This window comes from Paenibacillus sp. Y568, from assembly GCF_059445545.1.
On record NZ_JCAIUM010000011.1, the window covers coordinates 164,793 to 182,591 of the forward strand.

At 39.4% G+C, this 17,799-nt stretch carries 19 protein-coding genes and 1 pseudogene; 7 read left to right on the forward strand and 13 right to left on the reverse strand.

Annotated elements, in window-relative coordinates; genetic code table 11:
- Positions 1-4 precede the first annotated feature (4 nt).
- Complete coding sequence (locus AC1D7X_RS16715) at positions 5-946, reverse strand: ring-cleaving dioxygenase (RefSeq protein ID WP_495475689.1); 942 nt, start codon at positions 944-946, stop codon at positions 5-7.
- Between the two features lie 53 nt (positions 947-999).
- Positions 1,000-1,440, reverse strand: a complete 441-nt coding sequence (locus AC1D7X_RS16720) for a MarR family winged helix-turn-helix transcriptional regulator (RefSeq protein ID WP_495456671.1) — start codon at positions 1,438-1,440, stop codon at positions 1,000-1,002.
- Between the two features lie 221 nt (positions 1,441-1,661).
- Here AC1D7X_RS16720 and AC1D7X_RS16725 point away from each other — a divergent pair, with 221 nt between their 5' ends.
- Complete coding sequence (locus AC1D7X_RS16725; protein WP_495456670.1) at positions 1,662-2,090, forward strand: MarR family winged helix-turn-helix transcriptional regulator; 429 nt, start codon at positions 1,662-1,664, stop codon at positions 2,088-2,090.
- A 28-nt stretch (positions 2,091-2,118) separates the two neighbouring features.
- Positions 2,119-3,735: a DHA2 family efflux MFS transporter permease subunit gene (locus tag AC1D7X_RS16730; protein ID WP_495456669.1), complete on the forward strand. Its 1,617-nt coding sequence runs from the start codon at positions 2,119-2,121 to the stop codon at positions 3,733-3,735.
- A 193-nt stretch (positions 3,736-3,928) separates the two neighbouring features.
- Here the strand turns inward: AC1D7X_RS16730 and AC1D7X_RS16735 are convergent, their stop codons facing one another.
- From AC1D7X_RS16735 to AC1D7X_RS16770, 8 genes are all read right to left on the reverse strand, one after another.
- The gene (locus tag AC1D7X_RS16735; protein WP_495456887.1) at positions 3,929-4,171 is read right to left on the reverse strand and encodes a DUF896 domain-containing protein; all 243 of its coding nucleotides are present in this window, start codon (positions 4,169-4,171) and stop codon (positions 3,929-3,931) included.
- A gap of 40 nt (positions 4,172-4,211) precedes the next feature.
- On the reverse strand, positions 4,212-5,204 hold the full coding sequence (locus AC1D7X_RS16740; RefSeq protein WP_495456668.1) for an LLM class flavin-dependent oxidoreductase: 993 nt from the start codon (positions 5,202-5,204) through the stop codon (positions 4,212-4,214).
- A gap of 27 nt (positions 5,205-5,231) precedes the next feature.
- On the reverse strand, positions 5,232-5,714 hold the full coding sequence (locus AC1D7X_RS16745) for an Rrf2 family transcriptional regulator (RefSeq protein ID WP_495456667.1): 483 nt from the start codon (positions 5,712-5,714) through the stop codon (positions 5,232-5,234).
- 231 nt (positions 5,715-5,945) lie between these two features.
- Positions 5,946-7,250 (reverse strand): aldehyde dehydrogenase, encoded by a 1,305-nt coding sequence (locus AC1D7X_RS16750; RefSeq protein WP_495475690.1) that lies wholly within the window; start codon positions 7,248-7,250, stop codon positions 5,946-5,948.
- A 26-nt stretch (positions 7,251-7,276) separates the two neighbouring features.
- Positions 7,277-8,299 (reverse strand): NADP-dependent oxidoreductase, encoded by a 1,023-nt coding sequence (locus AC1D7X_RS16755; protein WP_495456665.1) that lies wholly within the window; start codon positions 8,297-8,299, stop codon positions 7,277-7,279.
- 108 nt (positions 8,300-8,407) lie between these two features.
- Positions 8,408-8,704, reverse strand: a complete 297-nt coding sequence (locus AC1D7X_RS16760) for an ArsR/SmtB family transcription factor (protein WP_495456664.1) — start codon at positions 8,702-8,704, stop codon at positions 8,408-8,410.
- A 94-nt stretch (positions 8,705-8,798) separates the two neighbouring features.
- Positions 8,799-9,488 (reverse strand): 2,3-diphosphoglycerate-dependent phosphoglycerate mutase, encoded by a 690-nt coding sequence (gene gpmA / locus AC1D7X_RS16765; protein ID WP_495456663.1) that lies wholly within the window; start codon positions 9,486-9,488, stop codon positions 8,799-8,801.
- A gap of 124 nt (positions 9,489-9,612) precedes the next feature.
- On the reverse strand, positions 9,613-10,032 hold the full coding sequence (locus tag AC1D7X_RS16770; RefSeq protein WP_495475722.1) for a LysR family transcriptional regulator substrate-binding protein: 420 nt from the start codon (positions 10,030-10,032) through the stop codon (positions 9,613-9,615).
- Between AC1D7X_RS16770 and AC1D7X_RS16775 the strand changes: the two genes are divergently transcribed.
- The 3 genes from AC1D7X_RS16775 (at position 10,026) to AC1D7X_RS16785 (ending at position 12,006) form a co-directional block, all read left to right on the forward strand.
- Positions 10,026-10,763, forward strand: a complete 738-nt coding sequence (locus AC1D7X_RS16775) for an SDR family NAD(P)-dependent oxidoreductase (RefSeq protein ID WP_495475691.1) — start codon at positions 10,026-10,028, stop codon at positions 10,761-10,763. The genes AC1D7X_RS16770 and AC1D7X_RS16775 overlap by 7 nt on opposite strands.
- Positions 10,764-10,841: 78 nt before the next feature.
- Positions 10,842-11,108, forward strand: coding sequence for a hypothetical protein (locus AC1D7X_RS16780; RefSeq protein WP_495475692.1), 267 nt, complete (start codon positions 10,842-10,844; stop codon positions 11,106-11,108).
- A gap of 19 nt (positions 11,109-11,127) precedes the next feature.
- Positions 11,128-12,006 carry an MFS transporter gene (locus AC1D7X_RS16785; RefSeq protein ID WP_495475693.1) on the forward strand — a complete coding sequence of 293 codons (879 nt, stop codon included), beginning with the start codon at positions 11,128-11,130 and terminating at the stop codon, positions 12,004-12,006.
- A 262-nt stretch (positions 12,007-12,268) separates the two neighbouring features.
- Here AC1D7X_RS16785 and AC1D7X_RS16790 read toward each other — a convergent pair whose 3' ends face one another.
- Positions 12,269-13,687, reverse strand: a complete 1,419-nt coding sequence (locus AC1D7X_RS16790) for a protoporphyrinogen oxidase (RefSeq protein ID WP_495458262.1) — start codon at positions 13,685-13,687, stop codon at positions 12,269-12,271.
- 58 nt (positions 13,688-13,745) lie between these two features.
- Positions 13,746-14,133, reverse strand: a pseudogene (locus tag AC1D7X_RS16795) (potassium channel family protein).
- Positions 14,134-14,353: 220 nt separating this feature from the next.
- Between AC1D7X_RS16795 and AC1D7X_RS16800 the strand changes: the two are divergent.
- Positions 14,354-15,385, forward strand: coding sequence for an ROK family transcriptional regulator (locus AC1D7X_RS16800; RefSeq protein WP_495458261.1), 1,032 nt, complete (start codon positions 14,354-14,356; stop codon positions 15,383-15,385).
- A 32-nt stretch (positions 15,386-15,417) separates the two neighbouring features.
- On the forward strand, positions 15,418-15,978 hold the full coding sequence (locus AC1D7X_RS16805) for a maltose acetyltransferase domain-containing protein (RefSeq protein WP_495458260.1): 561 nt from the start codon (positions 15,418-15,420) through the stop codon (positions 15,976-15,978).
- 783 nt (positions 15,979-16,761) lie between these two features.
- Here AC1D7X_RS16805 and AC1D7X_RS16810 read toward each other — a convergent pair.
- Complete coding sequence (locus AC1D7X_RS16810; RefSeq protein ID WP_495458259.1) at positions 16,762-17,742, reverse strand: aldo/keto reductase; 981 nt, start codon at positions 17,740-17,742, stop codon at positions 16,762-16,764.
- Positions 17,743-17,799: the final 57 nt, after the last annotated feature.

Sequence of the window (17,799 nt, forward strand, 5' to 3'; positions counted from 1 at the left end):
TGACTTAATCAATTGGGACTAAATTTGCTTCTATCTCAGCACGACGTTCTTCTAAGAATGGGGGTAAATCTAATTCGACACCAAGTGACTCAATTGTTGAATCGGTTGTGAAGCCCGGACCGTCTGTTGCAAGTTCAAAGAGAATGCCATTGGATTCGCGGAAATATAAGCTTTGGAAGTAAAACCGATCCACGACGCCAGAGGAATGGAATCCTCGTTCCTTAATGACCTTTTCCCAATAGCGTAACTCGTCTTCGTTCTTACCACGGATAGCCAAATGATGAATACTTCCCTTTCCAGGCTTTTCACTAGGTCCATCTAGCTGTTTAATGAAGATCTCACCAAATGACTGCCCTGCAACGGACTGATAAATCCCTTCATGATCTGTTCGAGATACTTCGACATACCCTAGCAAGTTCGTTAATGTTTGCGCTAAGCGATCTAAGTGACGCACCGTTATTTCGGTAGTACCCATTCCCAGAATGCGATGCTGTTGCTCAATAGTGGAATTCTCCCATGTTGACCAGTTCTCAGGAATCTCTTTGCCTTCATTATTTAACAAAATCATCCGTAAGCCTTCTGCATCTTCAAAATGCAAAGCATCTCGGCCAGCATAAGTTGTAATTTCGCCATGAGTCACATTGAACAATTCAAAACGGTGTTTCCAGAATTCCAAACTTGCAAAAGATGGCACAAGCAAGCCTATTTGTGTGATAGCGTTTGTACCACGAACGGTTCTACCTACATTCGGTATCTCAAAGAACGATAACTCTGTTCCCGGACTACCTGTTAAATCTCCGTAGAATAAGTGATACATGCTAGGGTCATCCTGATTGACAGTTTTTTTCACACGGCGTAGTCCTAATACATGCTGATAGAAATAATTATTTATTTGTGCCTCTTTCGTAATCATCGAAATGTGGTGATGTCCAGAAATGGTATACATGGTAGTTCCTCCTCTTTTATAACTTGACTAATCAACTGATAATGCAAAAAAAATTACTTAGGTATATCTTTATTTTGGCTATGTTTATGGATACGTGTCATGAATGAATATAGTGTTTTTCGTTCTTCTTCATTTAATACATCGTCAAAAAACGACGACTGAAATGCAAGTTGTTCTGGCATAGCCTTCTCTAAGATATCTTCAGCTTTCGCTGTAAGACAGATTGTTTTGGTTTTCCAATCTTGCTTACGAACAATATAACCATCTTTCTCAAGGCGGACGAGCATACGTGAAATACCACCTTGTGTCACTGTTGCTCTTTCAGCTAATTCCATTTGTGTAAGTGGCTGATATATACGTATTTGCACAAGTACATCGAATTGAGCCACCGTTAAATCGAAACGCTTTAAAAAATCATTCGACATATGATTACTTTGATTTGTAAACCGCAGTAAACGTAACCAGATCAACGAACCCAGCGTGTTATTTTGCATATCGTTTACCCTCCCATCGTTAACCTTAATATCACTTTACTACTCAAGTGATAAAATAGCAAGTGTACAATACAATATTTTTCCACCTTTTTATTGACGAAAATAAAAATAAATGATACATTAACTCTCGGCTTATTAGTTTAGTAGTTAATTATTAAGTAATTAACTATAAATTTAAGGATCTTACAGATTCCCGCCTAATTTATATAGGAGGTTTAATTTTGGATAAAAATGAAGATTTATATGAAATCTCATCGATGTTCAAAACTTTTTTAAAAGGAATTACCAAGGACTGGAACAGACAAGGACACGAATTAAGCATGACACACTTCAAGACACTATTGTCGTTATCCAAGGATGGTCCACAAAAGGTATCCCAGTTAGCCGATTCTCTCAACTTTACGTCTGCTGCCATCACAGGCATAACAGATCATTTGTTTGCCGAAGGTTACGTTAATAAAGAGCGCGCAGAATGTGACCGAAGAGTTGTTAATATTACGATAACTAAGAAAGGAGAAGAAATGATCAGTAAGTTGAAGGAAAGCCAACAAGAAGTTATAGGGTCTTACTTCAAATTATTACCCGAAGAAGATCGTGAGCATTTGAGAAGAATATTTGGCGTGTTAATTAAAGAAATAGACAAACGATAATCATAGAATAGTGGTGGAGAAGAACTACATGGAACATTTATCAAGTAAACGAAAACTTAGTATTATGATTGCTATTATGGCTGCTATGTTATTCTCAGCGATTAATCAGACCATTACAAGTACAGCTATGCCTCGTATTATTTCAATTCTAGATGGTATGGATTATTATACTTGGACTATCAACATTTACTTACTGACATCAACAATTGCAACAGTCCTTGTTGGTAAGCTATCCGATATGTTCGGACGCAAACCCTTTTTGTTAGCAGGTATTTTACTATTTATGATTGGTGCCTTTCTAACAGGTACCTCTACAGACGTATATCAATTCATTATTTACCGTGGTATTCAAGGTATTGGTGCTGGTATTATCCAGTCCACTGCATTTACTGCCGTAGGAGACTTATTCCCTCCTCGTGAACGTGGTAAATGGATGGGTCTCATGATGGCCGTGTTCGGTTTTTCCAGTGTTCTTGGACCCTCTCTTGGAGGATATTTGATCGACAATCTAGATTGGCATTGGTTGTTCTGGATCTTCCTTCCGCTTGGTGTCGTAGCCTTCGTGATGATTCTCACCTTGTTCCCTAAGGGGGGGAGACGTGGGGAATCCTCAAGTATTGATTATCTAGGATCACTATTTATGACAACAACGATCGTGCCACTGCTTCTTGCTTTCACTTGGGCAGGCACAACATATCCATGGGGATCTCCGGAAATCCTTAGTCTGTTTGCAGGAACTGTAGTTTCAGCTCTGATCTTCCTATTTGTTGAAACGAAAGCGAGCAACCCTATTTTGCCACTACATCTATTTAAAAATAGCGTAGTCACGATCTCCAATATTATTGGATTTATTATGAACTTTGGTATGATGGGTGCTATGATCTATCTTTCCTTCTTCGTACAGGGTGTACTAGGTATTTCCGCAACTTATGCTGGATATGTAACGATGCCGATGTCAATCGTCATGGTTGTGGCTAGTGCCATTACTGGACAGAAGATGGCTAAAAGAGGAAAATATAAGATTTATGCCTTAATTGGAATTCCAATTATGATCGTGGGTATGACTATTATGGTATTCATGAATAATGTACCGATGGCAGTTCTAAGTATGGCTGTTTTTGGTCTTGGATTGGGTCTTGGTATGCCTGTGTTCTCATTGGCTACACAAAATGCAGTTACCCACAAAGAGTTAGGTGTAGCGACAGCCTCTTCTCAGTTATTCCGTAATCTTGGTGGTACGATCGGTATCGCGGTTATGGGTACGGTTATGTCGAATAAACTAACGCATAACTTGAAGGTTGCTTTGCAATCTTCCTCGGCACCAGATTTCAGTAAGATCGATCCGAAATTGACAGAGCAAATGCTTACTTTCGCTAATCCTCAAGCACTGATGAACAAACCAATGCTTGAACAGACTCAAGCTAATCTTCCTGCTGATGTTCAACCTGTATTCATACAGATGATTGACGGTATTCGTGACGCATTGGGTCAGACGTTGTCATCCGTGTTCTTAACAGGAACGATCGTGCTTTGTGTTGCGTTTGTTCTTGTCTTCTTCCTGAAGGAGCTTCCGCTTAGAACATCAAACGATACTACTCCGAAGGAACCTGAATTAGATAAAGAGCTTGCAGTAGATAAAGCTTAAAACAACGAAAAAATTGTTGAGAAAAAGGGACCCGAACAGGATATCTGTTCGGGTCCCTCTTTGCCTACATATATAGTCATTATCAACAGCAGAATTAACCTAAAGGAACAGCAGTTCTGGACATTATTTCTAGTCCACAACTGCCGTCCCTTTAGGTATTGGTTCATTAAATTGCTAGGTTATGATTCAGAAGTTATTCACTGGGTTCGTTCTTATCTAGTGTCTTTTCTTTCTCTACACGAATCTTATCTGGTGTGACATCATTTCCAAGTGGATCGATAACTGTTAATCCAGAGAAGGTATTCAGAACCTGTCCTCGAATTTCACGCAAATAATCTTCACGCAATGATTGTTGCTCCACTTTTTCAGCTAAGGTCAATCCTTCTGCCTTTTGCTTTCTCGCTAATTCATTTATACGCTGTATGCTTGTAATCATCATCGTAATCCCTCATTCTTTATAAATTTTAGTGTGTATATTAAAATAATTCCCGTGCCAATAAGCGATAAACTTCCAAACGTTTCTCTTGTGAATGTGGAATACTACAGATCATCGCTTCATCAAAACCATATTGCTCCTGTTCCTCTTGAAGCATCGTCGCTATATCTTTAACAGCACCTACTAGATGTATTTTGCGATTTTCTTTAATCATCATACGATCCATTTCGGTAAGTGGAATATTCTGTGCTTCTTCGGGCGTTAATACTTGTCTAAACTGGCCCTTCATCATCATTAGACGGAAAATATCCTGCGGCAATGCTTCGAACTCCGCTTCTTCTTTCGTCTCGGCTGTAGTCACCATGTAAGTAACTGTAATCTCAGGTTTATCCATGAATGCCGACGCTTTAAAGTTACTTCTATAGGTATCTAGAATTTCATTGGACATAGCTCCGTTGAAGAACTGTGCAAAAGAATACCCAACGCCCATCTCAGCTGCTTTCAGCGCACTGTTTCCACTTGAACCCAGAAGCCAAGCTTCCGGCAAAACAATGTGTGATGGTATCGCACTTGTTTTATTGTACAAGTCATCTTGTGGTACTTCATCATTGATCAATTTCAACGCGGTATCAAATTTAGTATACATGTTATTCAACATGAGTTGACGTCCTTCAGCTAATGCGTACATCGCTTGGGTATCTCCTCCTGGAGCACGACCTACGCCGAAGTCAATTCGACCTGGTGAAAAAGCACTAAGTGTTTTAAACACTTCAGCAAGTTTCAATGGGGAATAATGCATCATCATTACTCCCCCAGTACCGATTCGCATGTTGTGGGTTTTGGCTGCCAAATGAGCTGCTGTTACTTCAGGCGCAGAACTAGCAAATGAATTTGCGCTATGGTGTTCTGCCATCCACATCCGAGTGTAACCCAGTTGATCTGCATAAATCGCTAGTTCCTCAGCCTTTTTCAAAGCACTCTCTGCTGTATTTCCAAAGGTAACGGGAGCTTGATCCAAAACGCTTAATTTCATCGTTCTAACTTCCCTTCTCTGTCTTTTTTACAACACCATTGTTTCTCTAATCCAACCTTGTAAAGATTTCATCTTCGTTTGAAAACGTTCCGTATTCATTTCCACGGCTAATGAAGCTATGGTCTCGCGCTTCAGAACAGATTTCCAGGATTCTTCGGCTTCTTCCATTAACTCCGTTAACAAGCAACAACTCTCATCCTTCTCCAAGGCAAGCATGTCATCAAGAATACCATTAGATGAATACAACGTTTGTTGACCTTCTATAGCAAGGTAAATATCGTAGACCTGAATATCTTCAGGTTTCTTTTTCAACTTAAACCCACCCTTTATTCCAGAAACAGACGTAATTAAGTCGGCACACACTAATCGTCTTAACAACTTCTGAGAATAGGTTGCTGAAGTTCCTAATTGTTGACTTATCGCATCCCCGGGTAAAACGGCTCTGTCTGGTAGCATATTTAGTAAAATAATGGCATACACCGATTGCTCTACGCCTGTTTTCATATGCATTAGAATCACCTCTATTAGCATTAGCAATACTGTGAATCGTTTGATGATTACTCATGGCACTCTAACGTGGATAATCATTATCTACGTTAGAACATAATATATTAGTTTTAGCTAAAAGTAAACTCATACTAGATCACACTCTCGTAAGAATACGAAATATAACAGAAGAAGCCCCATCATATAGATGATAGGGCTTCTTTTTATACTTAGAGCGGAGATCACCTGTGGTGGTTATTCCGCTTTACGTTTTAAGACACTTTTGTGATGCGAGAATGTATCGAAGCTACCTTGACCATGGTAAGAACCCATACCACTCTCACCCACACCTCCAAAAGGTAGATAAGGTGATGTTAGATGTGCCAATATTTCATTAATACATCCCCCACCGAATGAAATACTATTGAGCATCTGGTCCTGTATTTCGGTGCTTTCAGAAAATATATACAGTGCAAGTGGTTTCGGACGTTGCGTAATCTCATCGATAATATCTATTAATTCGTCATACAGAATGATCGGAAGGATGGGCCCAAATATCTCATCCTTCATTACAGGATCCGCCCATGTGATCTGATCAAGCACGGTTGGTTCAATAAACAGTCGAGAAGCATCACTTCTACCGCCGAAATATAATGTTCCATCGTTCAAGAAAGAACTTAAGCGATTGAATTGCTTCTCATTGACCACTTTAGGAAAGTCTGGGTTCTGAGAAATATCTTCACCATATAAGGCGTGAATAGCATCTTTTAATTCGCTCAGAAACTGATCCTTTACCTTACGCTGAATCAAAATATAATCTGGTGCCACACAGGTCTGTCCCGCATTTAGGAACTTCCCTCTAGCGATTCTCTTAGCAGCAGACTTAAGGTCTGCATCACTGTGTACGATACACGGGCTTTTGCCACCAAGTTCTAACGTTAGAGGAGTCAAATGCTTAGCCGCCGCTTCCATCACCACTTTACCTACCGCTGTACTACCTGTAAAGAAAATATAGTCGAACTTTTCTTTTAAGAGCGCAGTACTGGTCTCGACTTCCCCTTCAATTACGGCAATATAATGTTCTGGGAAGTTCTCTTTGACGAGTTTAGCAAGCACTTTAGATGTAGTAGGCGTGAATTCAGATGGCTTCAACACCGCGCAATTACCTGCTACCATTGCTCCAATTAAGGGTGCAATCGCCAACTGGAACGGATAATTCCAAGGTGCAATAATCAGCGCAACACCGTACGGTTCAGGATAGATGACGCTAGAAGCACCCGCAATAAAAGCAGGCGTATCTACAATCTTAGGTTGTACCCAAGACGCCAAATTTTCTAGAGAAAATCTAATTTCTTCAAGTACGAGCTTAATTTCCGTGGAGTACCCTTCTGCTTCGGATTTATTCAAATCCTTTCGTAATGCAGCAAGCAACTCTTCTTCATGTTGATTAATAGCATTCTGTAATGTATTTAGCGAATCCACCCGAAACTGTATATCCTTCGTCTTTCCAGTTCGGAAGAATGTGCGCTGCTGTTTAACTAAATTCTCGTAGTTCTCCATGCCCATTCTCTCCTTTATGGATTATCTTATGACTCAGAATCGCTCACTTTAACAAGCATTTTACCCAGATTAGCACCTTGGAATAATTGTAAGAATGCCTCTACTACATTATCGAAGCCGTCCACAATAGTCTCTTCATACTTCAGTTTACCTTCGGACAGCCATTTACCAAGTTCCTCAAGTCCTTCCGATTGACGATCTGCATAGTCGCTGAGTACGAAACCTTGAATTAGTGAACGTGTCTTAATCAATTTGGATTGAATGCGTGGACCTAAGTTCCTGTCCGTGCTGTTGTATGAAGAAATAGCACCACATAGTGGAATACGTGCATGATCATTAAGTAAATTCATTACAGCATCGGATATCGGTCCACCTACATTATCAAAATAAACGTCAACCCCGTTCGGGCAAGCCTTCTCCAAATTCTGTTCTAGATTGTCTGATTTATAATTAAGCGCTGCATCAAAACCAAGTTCATTCTTCAAATAATCGCATTTCTCATCGGTACCTGCGATACCAACAACATGAGCTCCTTTGATCTTGGCAATCTGTCCAACCAACATGCCAACAGCACCAGCAGCCCCCGATACGACAACTGTTTCTCCTTCTTTAGGATTACCGATATCTAGTAGACCGAAGTAAGCGGTAAGACCTGTCAATCCTAGAACACTTAAGTATGCTGATACAGGAGCAATAGACTCATCAATTTTGCGTACAGTCTTAGCGTCTACGGTATTATATAGCTGCCAACCTAGCATGCCGATCACTTTGTCCCCCACTTGGAACAACTCCGACTTCGACTCTACTACTTCTCCTACAATTCCTCCACCAATAACTTCATTAAGGTTAAATGGCGCAATATATGATTTAGCATCACTCATTCTTCCACGCATGTAGGGGTCAACCGATAAGTACAACGTACTTACCACGACTTGTCCCTCTTGTGCATCCATCACAGGTACTTCTTTGAATTCAAAATCTTTCTCCGTTGGCATGCCAACTGGACGTGAAGCTAAGAGAATTTGTCTATTTTTTAATTGCTGATTCATATGATCACTACTCCGTTGAATTAAATTTTGTTTGGACTATCATAACAATGATTTAATAGTCTTAAAACTTTCAAATCTTTATTCAAAAATGAGGGGTTCCCGGACATATTATAAACTGTCCAAGAAACCCGGTAAAAATTCGGTAAATGTATCTTCTCTAAGCTGCCCCATCTTATTCTGTCCATTTCGTACAACACTTACTAGATCAGCTTCGTACAAAATTTTCAGATGGTATGACACATTGGATTTGTCCATTCCCATTGATTCACCAATGGATCCACATGTGTTGATCTCCCGATGTTGGTGAATATATCGAATCATTTCGATTCGTTTCACTTCTGCTAATGCTTTGAAGATCTTAGCACGTTTTTCATCATCTTTAATAGAATATAGTTTGATAGTCATAAAACTATTGTATCCCCCTATCTTAGTTATGTCAACTTGTATAAGGATAGAGCCTTCTCAGGTTGGAGGCAGAAAGGTGCTTGAGAAGCATACATTATAACCCCAAATAGTAGTGTTTTAATGGTTTTAAATCGTCATCAATTTCATAGACCAGGGGGATTCCAGTTGGAATACTTAAATCTGCAATCCCATCAGAAGGAACATGATCCAAGTATTGAACAAGGGCTCGAATCGTATTTCCATGTGCAGATATAATTACATTCTGTTTAGCCAGAATTGAAGTTTTTATAACGTTATGCCAGTAATTTAGTACTCTTTCCTCTGTATCCGCCAGATTTTCAGTCAAGGGAATCAGATCAATGATATCTTTGTATTTGGGATTAGATCCATCGTATCTTAGATCATTCCGTTCAAGAGCAGGGGGTCTTACGTCAACAGACCTTCTCCAGAGATGAACTTGCTCTTCACCATATTTAGCAGCCGTTTCCGCTTTATTCAAACCTTGTAATGCGCCATAGTGCCTCTCATTCAGCATCCATGATTTATGTACAGGAATCCACATTAGATCCATCTGATCAAGGATAATCCATAGAGTTCTTATAGCACGTTTGAGAACCGAAGTGTAAGCCACATCAAACAAGTAACCATTTTCTTTTAAAATCTCTCCAGCTCTTCTCGCTTCACCTAATCCATTGGCAGATAATTCAACATCAGTCCAACCTGTGAATCTATTCTCCAAATTCCACTCACTTTGACCATGACGTACGAGCACGATTTTTCGCATCATAACACTCCTTTATCTGTACCATTCCCTTATCTAACTGGAAATTCTACCGTTAACTTGCCCATTATTCGTGACTATGATGTCCATATGACTGGATTAGATGGAGCATTTCCTGTTATTCACTTTATATTCCGTCGTAATACTCCTTACAATGGTTAATGAATTCAGTCGTCAAATTTGACCGATATTGATAACGATGAATCGCAAGACCAATAGTCCTCTTGAATGATGATTGTTCAATTCGTAAATGCTTAATGTGATCTGGATAAAGATTAATAGATGATTTAGGAGAAAAGGAAATACCACGTCCATTTTTCACGAGTTGCAAAATAATAGTTGGCTCCTCCACTTCATATTGATATAAAGGACTGAAATGCATTTGTTCGCAATACGAATCTGTTAATTTTCTAAAACTAAAATCCTGATTCAATCCGATAAAAGATACATCATGTAATGCTAATAAGTTAACTGATTCTTTTTGAGCTAGAATATGGTCGTTAATGCATTGTATTCGAATAAGAAGGGGTTGTATATAGAATGAGATTAAAAGGTAAAGTTGCGATTATAACAGGTTCCGCATCAGGTATGGGTCGAGAAGAAGCTATTCGTTTTGCACAAGAAGGCGCTAAAGTCATCGTCGCAGATTTAAACATTGAGGGTGCTAAAGCAGTTGCAAAAGAGATTGAAGCATTCGGTGGACAAGCGGTCGCCGTTGCTGTGAATGTAACAAAAACAGAAGACATTCAAAACATGGTGAAATCTGCAGTAGATTCATTTGGCCCAATTGATATTGTAGTAAACAATGCTGGTGTATTTGATAAGTATGCCACATCTTTAGATACATCATTAGAACAATGGAATTTCTTAGTTAATATCAACTTAACAAGTGTATTTGAAATTTCGAATGCCGTATTACCTAGCATGATTGAACGTGGTACAGGATCCATTGTTAATATTGCATCTGTCGCTGGTTTAGTGGCTGGTAAAGGTGGCGCAGCGTATACAGCTACCAAGCATGCTGTAATAGGTTATACCAAACATTTAGCTTCTGAATATGCTCGTTATGGTATTAAGATCAATGCCATTTGTCCAGGCACCATTGAAACACAATTAGTTAAGGATGTATTAGCTAATATTTCCAAAGAGCCTGTACCCACTCGACGTTTTGGTCAAGTTGATGAAGTAGCTGATTTAGCTGTATTCTTAGCCTCTGATGAAGCTAAATTTATGAGTGGTGTTGCCGTACCAATCGACGGTGGATTCACAATTCAATAAAACAATATTATTAAAATAATATTGGGTTCGGAGAAGATCTGATGACATCAGATCTTTTTTAACGGGAGGAGATATATCATGAATAATAAGAAAAAAGGTATTCACTATGCTTGGTGGATCCTGGTGGCAAGTGCCGCCATCTATGCAGCAAGTGCAGGAATTATCGTAAGCTGTGCAGGACTTCTATATCGTGCAGTGAGCGCAGATCTTGGTGTTGGAATTGCAGAAATCAGTTTGTATACTACATTGATGTATTTCACCGTAACCCTATTTGTTCCTTTTGCGGGTAAAATATTAAAAAAACGTCGATTTACGTATTTTATTAACGAGTACGGGGATTATTAACGCTTTAGCTTCTAGATTAATGGGTACCTATCACTCCGTATTCCCATTCTATATTTCAGGTGTATTACTTGGTATTGGTATGGCTTTCATGGGTATTGGGGGAGCCATATTCGCTCCTATTACAGGGGTACTTATTGATTCGATTGGCTGGAGAAGCACTTATATGTTATTAGGTGTGATTGTGGCTATCTTAATCCTCCCATTCTCTATTTTCATTATTCATAAAGATCCCTCTGAATTAAATATGACAGCCCTAGGTGCTAGTGAAGAAAAAGAAAATTCTGCAATATCAGTAGCACCCGAAGCTGGCGTAACAAAATCTGTAGCTCAGAAATCAGGTGCTTTTTATTTAATTATGCTCTTTACTGGATTATTCGGATTAGCATCAACCGTGAGTTTTCATGTACCTAACTTCGTACAGTCAAATGGATTTAGTGCTACACTTGCAGCAACCGTCGTGACCTGCGTTACCATCGGTCAAACCGGAGGTAAATTCTTACTTGGGGCTATTAACGATAAATTTGGTGTGAAACTTGCACTCTTAACTGAGATTGGTGGAGGACTGCTCGGTGTGATTGTCTTATTAATTAGCGATTCACTGGGTGTAACTTCACTTTATCTTGGCAGTTTATTATTTGGTATTGGTTTCTCAGGTAGCACACTATTACCACCCGTCGTTATACGCGAAGTATTTGGAAATCGTGATTATGCTTCGATCTATACAACCATCATGTCTGCTTCAACATTGGGTGTAGCATGTGGTACTACTTTATTTAGCTACATTTTCGATAAAACAGGTTCATATTATATCGTCTTTATCATTGTTATTATCATGTTCATAATTGCAATCAGTTCTAGTTTGTATTCGCTATTGTGGAAAAGAAAACTATCCATTTGACACGGATATCGGGGAAATATAAGACGAAGAGTCTCTTTTATCGATCCACATAGTACCTTCATAAGGTGAGTTCATTCTGATTAGCTGACAATCAATAAAAAAGGAACAGACGGCACAAGTACCGTCTGTTCCTTTTTGGACTATTAAGATCCATTTCTTCATCGCAAATCGTGACACCCACCTGATTAACAAAATACGATGTCACTTTCTGAATAAGACCGTTTGGCTTCGCACACATGCCATCGCCATTAGCTAATTCAATCTACTTCATCGAAGCATTCGAACTCGAATTCGAACTAAGCTTCTCATGAATAAGTTCTGCCGTCTTCTCGCCATTCGCAATACAATCCGGAATACCCACACCGTAATAAGAACATCCAGCGAGGATCACATTTGGATAGTGTGTAGCCATCTTCTCCTCAAGAGATTCTACGATCTGATGATGACGGATATGATAATTCGGCATTACATCGTGCCATTTCGTCACATCGTAAGTCATAGGTTGTCCTGTAATACCAAGACTGATCTGAATGTCATGCAGTGCAACTTCCAGTAACTCCTCTTCTGAGAGCTTGATCAACGTATCATAATGGGGTCCTGAACTCTTATAAAATAATCTAACTAGAAGACGTTGATGCTCGGATGTATGCTCCCATTTGCGGCTTGTCCATGTGCAGGCATTGCATTTCACATCGTCGCTGTTGTTTGTAATGAATCCCGTTCCATCTGCTGGTAGTTGACCGTCTGGGATATCGAATCCTAGATACACACTGATGAGAGAACTATTAAATAATTGATTGAAATCCTCGTTCAATTCCTCATCTTGGAGCAATGCTTGAGCAGTGGAATGCATGGTTCCAAGTACAACCACATCTGCATCCAGATTACGACCATTTGCAAGTGATACCCGGTATTGATCTCCGTACTTATCTACTCGTTCAGCTTGAATCCCTTTGATGATCTCTATATCAGACAAGTTCTGCTCCATAGAGTCAATTAATGCAGATACCCCATTCTTGAAAGACATGAATTTCTTATCGCCTTTCCCTTGGAATTGGGCCTTATTTGCTGATAATCCTTGAATAATACTACCATATTCATTCTTATAGTCGATTAGATAAGGAAGAGTTGATGCAATCGTTAGATCATCCAGCTTTCCAGAATATACTCCTGAGAGGACAGGTGAAATTTGCTTCTCCACAAGTTCCTTTCCTAGAAAAGCTTCAAGAAAATCACCAACAGAATCATCTTTCGTAAACTTGTCATTGGGGATGTACAAATCTTTAAGTGCCTCAACCTTACCTTCAGCGGAGACTAAGTCTGTCTTGGCAAGCGATTCGATACTTAAGGGTATTCCAAATACTGAATCTTTCGGAATTTGCTTAAGTTTACCTTCTGTATAGATATAGGATATTCCTGTTGCATTATATACAACTTCATCTTGAAGACCAAGTTCCTCAATCAGGGGAGCGACATTTGTCTTACGTGTTACGATAGAATCCGCACCGGACTCCATTGTGAACTCTCCATCATGGAGTGTTCTAATCTTGCCACCAAGCCGATCACTACCTTCTATCAGCACGATCTTAACGTCTAAGTTACTCTTCTGTACAGATTTCTGTAGATAGTAAGTGGTGGATAATCCGGTTACTCCTCCACCTATCACAACGATTGTTCTCAACGCATTGACACCTACTTCCATAGTTAAGTTCTGATTCAAATCAATTGATTACATTATATCATAGGGATTTAAAGGAAATTACATACCATTCGTGACGTTCATCTGACAACCAAGTTGAACTGGAAAAGCCGTCCTTTTTCAAAGACGGCATATGACCCACCATTCCTATGAACAGACCTGTTCCCACGATGATATAGATCATGGTGAAGATTTTGAATTTTGCCAAGGGATGTCTGAGGTTCAAAGCTAGGATGTCCTACAGTGCTTAGCGTAATCACGCAAAAATATAACGCATCCAGAACAGAAAGTCCTTCTTCTTTGGTGTAGAATAACGTCCCTGATATCAGCAAGAGCACAATCAGAAAGAATAATACCTGGAACTTTTTAAGTTTAAACGCATGAAATTTGCCACCCAGAAGACGTTTCGCTGTAAGTAAAAAAGACATTGTTGAAACCACATTCTTCCTATCCAATGCATGTAGGGCTGTAAATAATTTATGTCATGAAATAATTATAACGGTTCTTGTTTGTCTATTCAAATGCCCTTCTTTAATCTGCAAGGTTAACATTATTGCTAATAAAAATAGTTTTTGATATTATTGCTCTAGCTTATTAAATATGTTTAATAAGCAGTTTTTTCAGGTGAATTTAGGAGGTGAATCGATATTGAACGACTTACTCACAACTCCAAAAGATATGAAGAAAGTCATCCATCGTAATATCCGTGCTGCCCTTCTAACACATGAAAGTTCTACAAAGGTTGAATTGAGTCACCAACTCGGTATTAGCTTCCCTACTATTAGTAAATTTTTAAAACAAATGGTGAATGACGGGGAACTTATACTAGGGGATCTGGATCATTCTAGTGGAGGAAGAAGAGCTCAGAGATATGCTTACAATCCGGAGTATATGCTAGGCTTAGCTATCTATTTAGAGAAATCAGAAACACATTATACCGTTTTTAATTGCTTTGGAGAAGTGAAAGAACAAGGCACAACATTAAGTTTCCTCATGGATGACATTCTAAGCTTAACGAAGTACATTGAAGATATTATTGTGAAATATCCTAGAATCCGTGCCATATCGATTGGTGTTCCTGGTTCGGTCAACGAAGGTCGAATTATATATATATATGGCTATGAACAATTCCATAATTATGATTTAAAAGGATACTTTGAAGATCATTTTTCTATACCTGTCGTCGTAGAGAACGATATGAACGCAGCAGTTTATGGATTCAACAAAACAAGTGATAATCACGATTATACCTCTCTAGTCTACTTATATTTCGGTCAAAATGGTCCTGGTGCCGGTATTATGATCAACGGAGATGTTGTACGAGGAAGTACCTTTTTCTCAGGGGAAGTTTCATTTGTGCCCATGTATGATGACCGAAATTTCATGCAAGTGTTAAAAAGCGGAAGCGAACCTGGGAAAGTAAGTATTAATCATACAGAAAAGATTGATGCGATTAGTCGATTGGTGGCTTTCTTTGCAGCTACGATTAACCCCCACTCTGTTATTTTTTGCAACGATGAAGTAAACGAAGCTCTCACAAACCAAATCATCACAAAGAGCGCAACCTATATTCCGGAAGAACATCTTCCTGTACTGACCACCAGTGATTGGAAACAGGATTATTTACATGGATTACAGCAACTTGGACTAGCCCTCATGATCGCCGAAATTAACAGATAAGATTCCAGCCATAATAAGGAGTTGTAAATACAATGAAAACAGAAAAAGAGAAAATGTTGAATGGTGAGTTGTATCAGGCCATGGACCCCGTATTAACAAATGAACGATCAAACGCACGGAGACTAACCCGGTTATTCAATCAAACAATAGAATCAGAACATACAGAAAGAATAGAGCTACTAAAAGAACTGTTCGGTTCGACAGGAACCAATCTATACATTGAACCTACATTCCGTTGCGATTATGGATATAATATCCATGTTGGCGAGAATTTCTTTGCTAATTTTGATTGTGTCTTTTTAGATGTGTGTGAGATTCGGATCGGTGATAACTGTTTCATAGCACCAGGAGTCCATATCTATACCGCTACTCATCCATTGAATGCCATGGAAAGAATCACAGGTGCAGAATATGGGAAACCAGTTACGATAGGTCATAATGTCTGGATTGGCGGAAGATCCGTCATCAACCCTGGTGTTACAATAGGCAATAACGTAGTGATCGCTTCGGGTGCTGTCGTAACCAAAGATGTACCAGATAACGTTGTAGTAGGTGGAAATCCCGCGAAAGTAATCAAACCAATTGATGGGTAGTACGTATTCTATCTTTACGGATGTACTCTATATAGCAAAACAACCTGGTAGCATATGTCTACCAGGTAACTATCTGAACTCTGTTCATGCTAGGTCTGAACTCTTATAATCTACATCTGAACTCTTACAATCTACTTCTGGGCTCTTACAATCTAAAAGTAAGAGTAAGAATAGTGACTCTCTTGTTTTAACGCATCCATAGTCACACTAGGCAGACTAATCTTGAACAAATGTACCAATTCGTCATTATACACGCATCAGATGGCGGAGAGCCAATCTCCTAAAGCTAGATAGAGACATATTTAGAAAGAAAAAAATATACTTTGTTTGCTAGAGACATATTTAGAAGGAATTTTTCCAGCTAAAGTGGTTTGAAGTTGAGTAATATACAATCTAACTGGAGAAACTCCTGTTAGATTAGAGTATTCAACCAAATTAACTACATTTTCGAGTGATTAACTGGGTAATTTCCAGTTAATTCATTATTGAAAGAGGAATCCCGGGAATTAGATGGAGAGTTTCCTGCTAATTGAGTTCATGAAAGACGTTCTGATGTTCTGATGTTCTGATGTTCTGAGTTTCTGACGTTCTGATGTTCTGACGTTCTGAGCTAACTTATCTCGATCGATTGCTGCCTTTTACAACGAATAGATAAGAAAGACCTGAAGCATTTATATAATATTTCGCATATGTCTGTACCCTAGCTGTTCACCTTCTGAACAATCATACGTTATGGTTGATAATTTACTCACTACACTACCACCCACCGTATAGTTTATTATCTCATTCCGCACCAATGACTGGATGTGGGACATAAGGCTCTTCCAGAGATGCTATCTCTTCCGTTGTAAGCGTAATCGATAGAGCAGCTACTCCATCCTCAAGATGAGACATTTTTGTAGCACCGATAATTGGAGCTGTTACAGGTTCTTTCTGCAACAACCAGGCAAGAGCGATTTGTGCACGAGGAACGCCATGTTTCTCTGCAATTGCCGCCACGCGCTCTACAATTACACGATCCGTATTGGAAGTACCATCGTATTTAGATTTCTGAACTTGATCCGTTTCGGAACGATGAGTGGACTCCGACCAATCACGCGTCAATCTTCCTGATGCGAGTGGGCTATATGGAATTACACCAATTTTCTCTTCCTTACACAGGGGTAGCATCTCCCGCTCCTCTTCACGGTATATGAGGTTTAGATGATTCTGCATGGATACAAATTTCGTCCATCCATTCTTTTCTGCTACGTGTAATGCTTTAAGGAACTGCCAAGCGTACATGGCAGAAGCGCCAATGTATCTTGCTTTTCCAGCCTTAACAACATCATGTAATGCTTCCATCGTCTCTTCAATAGGAGTATTGTAATCCCAGCGATGGATTTGATAAAGATCTACATAATCGGTTCCTAATCGCAACAGGCTCTTATCAATTTCACTCATGATTGCCTTTCGGGAAAGGCCAGCACCATTCGGACCTTCATGCATCCGAAAATGAACCTTTGTCGCAAGAACAATCTCATCACGATTGGCATAATCATTTAGTATTCGTCCAACAATCTCTTCACTTGTTCCATCTGCGTACACATTCGCCGTATCAAAGAAATTGATACCTTGCTCCAGTGCTTTTTTTATTATAGGACGACTGTGCTCTTCATCAAGTACCCATGGGTGAATCCACCGATCTGCGATACCAAAGCTCATGCAACCAAGACAAAGCCGAGATACATCCAATCCTGTATTCCCCAGTTTTACATAGTCCATTTCATGTTTCCTCACTCTCTATCGAATTTCAAAGTTTACTCCCTTGGGTTAACTCCA